Source organism: Candidatus Erwinia dacicola (assembly GCF_001756855.1).
Taxonomy (GTDB): domain Bacteria; phylum Pseudomonadota; class Gammaproteobacteria; order Enterobacterales; family Enterobacteriaceae; genus Erwinia; species Erwinia dacicola.
Map to the genome: position 1 here is coordinate 1 of NZ_MAYS01000272.1, position 5,005 is coordinate 5,005.

The following is a 5,005-nucleotide window of genomic DNA, read 5'->3' on the forward strand; positions in this document are numbered from 1 at the left end:
TTCGAACTTGAATCCGCCGAATCCGCCGATTGCCCAACTGTAAACCACCCCAGTCGGCATTAAGAAGATCTAAGGATGTGAAAGCAGCAGCCTTGTTCGAGCAGGATAAACGGGATCTGCTGGATCTGGTGCGCGCCCGGGATATCACCAATGCGACCGAAGTGGTGCTGCGTAAAATCACCACCACGCAGAATGCTTTCTTCGATATCGTGGTGGCCTTTGCCGACTCGCAGTCTGGCTAGCTTCAGGCCGAAGGGGTTAAGGCGGTGAAGAATGGCTCAACGGCGATTAAGATCGTGCTGATCTTTTCCGCGCTGGCGATTATTGCGGCGGGCAATATGGATCTCTCCGTCCGTACCGAGCAGCAGGCCAGCTCGCTGTAAGAGACCGCTTCGGCAATGGAACAGATTCACCTCAACGGTGAAGCAGAACGTCAACAACGCACGGCAGGCCAACCAGCTAGCCGCGCAGGCTTCACAAGTTGCCGTGCAGAGCGGTGATGCGGTGAAACAGGTTGTCAGCACCATGGAGATGATTAACGGATCGTCGAAGAAAATCGTCGATATCATCAGCGTGATTGACGGCATTGCCTTCCAGACCAACATCCTAGCGCTGAAGGCCGCCGTTGAAGCCGCACGCGCTGGCGAGCGGGGGCGCGGTTTCGCCGTGGTCGCCCCCGAAGTACGCAGCCTTGCGCAGCGTTCGGCTTCAGCTGCAAAAGAGATCGCGCAGATGATTCAGTATTCGGTGAGTAAAGTCCATGAGGGCGGCAAACAGGTGGCGAAAGCAAGTTTCACCATGGATGAAGTGCTCGCCAGCGTGAAAAGTGTTACGCAGATCATTGGCAAAATTTTGATTGCCAGCTTAGAACAAAACAGCGGTATTGCGTGCAGTCGATGCAAAAACAGGCAGATCAGCTGTCAGTCGCCATTCGCGCATTTAAGGTCAACGAGCCTGCGTTTCAGTATGCGGACAAAAAAATAGCTGCACAAGGGGGCTATTTAGCTACTGCAGTAGCGACCAAAGTAGAGTTCGCCCCCTGCAGTCGTTAAGCTTTGGCTTTGGCAACGGCAACCATAGCTGGGCGCAGCAGGCGACCGTTCAGGGTATAACCGCGCTGCATCACCATAAGCACGTGGTTTGGTGCGACCTCTTCAGACTCCATCATCGACATGGCCTGATGCACTTCCGGGTTGAACGGCACCTTGGTGTCGCCAACCACTTCCATGCCAAACTTGCGTACCGCACCCAGTAGTGACTTCATGGTTAGGTCGATGCCTTCAATCATCGAAGCCAGTTCCGGGTTCTCTTTATCGACCACTTCCAGCGCGCGCTCTAGGCTATCGATCACTGGCAGTAGCTCGTTGGCGAATTTTTCCAGCGCAAATTTATGCGCTTTTTCCACATCCAGTTCGGCACGGCGACGGATGTTTTCGATTTCTGCCTGAGCACGCAGCTGCGCATCACGCAGGCCACCCAGAGAGTCGGCCAGCTGTGCTTCCAGCTCAGCAATACGCCCATCACGCGGATCCACCACTTCTGTTATTTCCGCGTCCTGGTTTTGTGCCTGCTCCATCTCGATTTCGTGTGAAACTTGCTCGTTTGGTGTGTTCTGTTCTTTACTACTCATGAATTTCTCCGCGTTTGTGCATATTCATCTTGCTGGTTCGCTTATTATGGGGATAAGAATCGCGGTTTCAAGGGAACTAGTCACATTGTCGGGGGAGTTTACCTCGTAAGGAATGCCAGTAACATGAATAGCCACTTCAACTGCATTGGGATCGTCGGCCATCCGCGCCACCCTACCGCACTCAGCACCCATGAAATGCTGTATCGCTGGCTGACTGGGAAAGCCTATCAGGTCATTATTGAGCAGCAGATCGCGCGCAAGTTGAAACTGGATGGCGTCTTGACCGGAACGCTGGCGGAGATTGGCCGCAAGGCCGATCTGGCGGTGGTGGTCGGCGGTGATGGCAATATGCTGGGTGCGGCCAGAGTGCTTGCACGCTATGACATCAAAGTGATCGGCATTAACCGTGGCAACCTTGGTTTTCTCACCGACCTCGACCCGGATAACGCGCAGCAGCAGCTGACCAACGTGCTGGAAGGCGAATACTTCGTTGAGACCCGCTTCCTGCTGGAAGCGCAGGTTTGCCGCCAGTCCGGCACGCCGCGCATTGGCACGGCAATAAACGAAGTGGTACTGCACCCGGGCAAAGTGGCGCATATGATCGAGTTCGAGGTCTATATTGACAAGAACTTTGCGTTCTCGCAACGATCCGATGGCCTGATTATTTCCACGCCGACCGGTTCCACCGCCTATTCACTCTCTGCCGGCGGGCCGATCCTAACCCCGTCGCTGGATGCGATTGTGCTGGTGCCGATGTTTCCGCATACCCTTTCGGCACGCCCGTTAGTGATCAACAGCAGCAGCACCATCCGCCTGCGGTTTTCCCATATGCGCAGTGATCTAGAGATCAACTGCGACAGCCAGATTGCGCTGCCTATCCAGCAGGGAGAGGATGTATTAATCCGCCGCAGTGATTACCACCTGAATCTAATTCACCCGGAAAATTATAATTATTTCAAAACATTAAGCTCAAAACTAGGATGGTCAAAAAAATTATTCTAAAAAGCGTGCTGCCTGAGTTTACTGTTTATAAAACCAGTATATACTGTATGGAAAACCATATCTGTGTTTTCATACAGGAAAGACAATTATGTTGGTACAACTGACCATCAGTAACTTCGCGATTGTTCGCGAACTTGAGATCCACTTTCAGCACGGAATGACGGCTATCACCGGGGAAACCGGTGCGGGTAAATCCATCGCTATTGACGCGCTGGGTTTGTGTCTGGGTGGTCGTGCCGAAGCTGATATGGTGCGCCAGGGGGCAGTGCGGACCGATATCTGCGCGCGCTTCTCCCTCAAAGATACCCCTTCCGCGCAGCGCTGGCTGACGGACAACCAGCTGACTGACGGTAATGAATGTCTGCTGCGCCGCGTGATCAGCAGCGACGGTCGCTCACGCGGCTTTATCAACGGCACTGCGGTGCCCCTCTCCCAGCTGCATGACCTCGGCCAAGTGCTTATCCAGATCCACGGCCAGCACGCCTATCAGCTGCTGCTCAAACCTGAACACCAGAAAACGCTGCTGGATGCCTACGCCGGTGAGCCTCTGCTGGTGCAAAACATGGCGCAGCACTACCGTCAGTGGCATCAGAGCTGCCGCGCGCTGGCACAGCATCAGCAGCTGACGCAGGAGCGTGAAGCGCGTCGTGAGCTGTTGCAGTATCAGCTAAAAGAGCTGAACGAGTTTGCGCCGGTCAGCGGCGAATATGAGCAGATTGATGAAGAGTATAAGCGCCTAGCGAACAGTGGGCAACTGCTCTCAACCAGCCAGCAAACCCTGCTGATGCTGACCGATGGCGAAGAGAACAACCTGCAAAGCCAGCTGTATACCGCGCGCCAGCTGATGACCGAGCTGATTGAGATGGACGACAAGCTGAGCGGAGTGTCTGGCATGCTGGAAGAGGCAGCGATCCAGATTAGTGAGGCCAGCGATGAGCTGCGCCACTACTGTGACCGCCTCGACCTTGATCCTAACCGCCTACACGAGCTGGAGCAGCGCCTGTCGCGCCAGATTAGCCTAGCATGCAAGCATCACCTCGCGCCGGAAGAGCTGCCCGTATTTCATCAGCAGCTGCTGGCAGAACAGCAGCTGCTTGACCAGCAGGAGAGCGAGCAAGACGAGCTAAGCGAAGCCGTTAGCGTACACTATGCTGCTGCCCTGAGCTGCGCACATCAGCTGCATGAGCGCCGCACTCATTTCGCCAATGAGCTGAGCGGGCTAATCACCGACAGCATGCATACACTGTCGATGCCGCATGGCCGCTTCAACATTGAAATTCATTTCAACCCTGACCACCTGACGGCTGAAGGCGCGGACCGTATCGATTTCCGCGTCAGCACCAACCCTGGTCAGCCGGTTCAGCCGCTGGGCAAAGTGGCATCGGGCGGTGAGTTGTCGCGTATCGCGCTGGCCATCCAAGTGATCACCGCACATAAAATGAATACGCCAGCGCTGATTTTCGATGAGGTGGACGTGGGTATCAGCGGGCCAATCGCCGCGGTGGTCGGTAAGATGCTGCGCCAGCTGGGTGAGTCCACTCAGGTGATGTGCGTGACGCACCTGCCGCAGGTTGCGGGCTGTGGTCATCAGCATTTCTACGTCAGTAAAGAGACTGACGGCGCGATGACCGAAACGCATATGCAACCGCTGAACAAGCGCGCACGCCTGCAGGAACTGGCACGTTTACTGGGCGGCAGCGAGGTCACGCGCAACACGCTAGCGAACGCCAAAGAGCTTTTAACCGCCTAATCATTGCACTTTTTTACCGGATTGCGGTCATATCGTTGCTTCGCAGAGGTTTTAAACTGCGGAAAGGTTTATTATCATCGGCAGCTTACACTGGTATCGTAGTTGCACACTGATAGATCCATGTCCTAGAGCGGCTTGTTTCAGGGAGTCCGGGGATACGAATATAGCCACAAAGGAATAAACATTGATTATGCGCTGTAAAACGCTGACTGCTGCCGCGGTGGTTCTTCTGATAATGACCGCTGGATGTTCCACTCTGGAGCGAGTGGTTTACCGCCCGGATATTAACCAAGGCAACTACTTGGTCGCCAATGACGTGGCTAAAATCCATACTGGCATGACCCAACAGCAGGTTGCTTACACGCTGGGCACGCCGATGATGCACGACCCGTTTGGTAAAAACGTATGGTATTACGTATTCCGTCAGGAGCTAAGCCGCGAGCCGGTGAAACAGCAGACGCTGACCCTGACGTTTGATCAGAACGGCACGCTGACCAACATTGATAACAAACCTGCACTGAACAAAACGAAGGTTAATCTTCTGTTCATACAGGGGCCGCCCCTCTTTTAAACTGAACCCCAGAAGTTGGACATGCTTAAACCGACGGCACTGTTGCAAAGTT

General features: G+C 54.4%; 5 protein-coding genes and 1 pseudogene. 5 read left to right on the plus strand and 1 reads right to left on the minus strand.

All coding sequences use genetic code 11. From position 1 onward, the window contains the following. Positions 1–77: 77 nt before the first annotated feature. Both BBW68_RS18820 and BBW68_RS16320 read left to right on the plus strand, forming a co-directional pair. Positions 78–242 (plus strand): hypothetical protein, encoded by a 165-nt coding sequence (locus BBW68_RS18820; protein WP_186821306.1) that lies wholly within the window; start codon positions 78–80, stop codon positions 240–242. 60 nt (positions 243–302) lie between these two features. Continuing rightward, positions 303–885, plus strand: a pseudogene (locus BBW68_RS16320) (methyl-accepting chemotaxis protein); the annotation flags it as partial. Positions 886–1,048: 163 nt separating this feature from the next. On the opposite strand, the gene grpE reads toward BBW68_RS16320, so the two are convergent. After that, on the minus strand, positions 1,049–1,630 hold the full coding sequence (gene grpE, locus BBW68_RS08170; protein WP_070134837.1) for a nucleotide exchange factor GrpE: 582 nt from the start codon (positions 1,628–1,630) through the stop codon (positions 1,049–1,051). A gap of 123 nt (positions 1,631–1,753) precedes the next feature. Here grpE and nadK point away from each other — a divergent pair, with 123 nt between their 5' ends. The 3 genes from nadK (at position 1,754) to bamE (ending at position 4,953) form a co-directional block, all read left to right on the plus strand. Then, on the plus strand, positions 1,754–2,632 hold the full coding sequence (nadK, locus tag BBW68_RS08175; RefSeq protein WP_070134839.1) for an NAD(+) kinase: 879 nt from the start codon (positions 1,754–1,756) through the stop codon (positions 2,630–2,632). Between the two features lie 88 nt (positions 2,633–2,720). Then, entirely contained in the window at positions 2,721–4,382 is a 1,662-nt protein-coding gene (recN, locus tag BBW68_RS08180) for a DNA repair protein RecN (protein ID WP_070134841.1), read from the plus strand. A 190-nt stretch (positions 4,383–4,572) separates the two neighbouring features. Next, positions 4,573–4,953: an outer membrane protein assembly factor BamE gene (gene bamE / locus BBW68_RS08185; protein WP_070134843.1), complete on the plus strand. Its 381-nt coding sequence runs from the start codon at positions 4,573–4,575 to the stop codon at positions 4,951–4,953. The last annotated feature ends 52 nt before the right edge of the window (positions 4,954–5,005 follow it).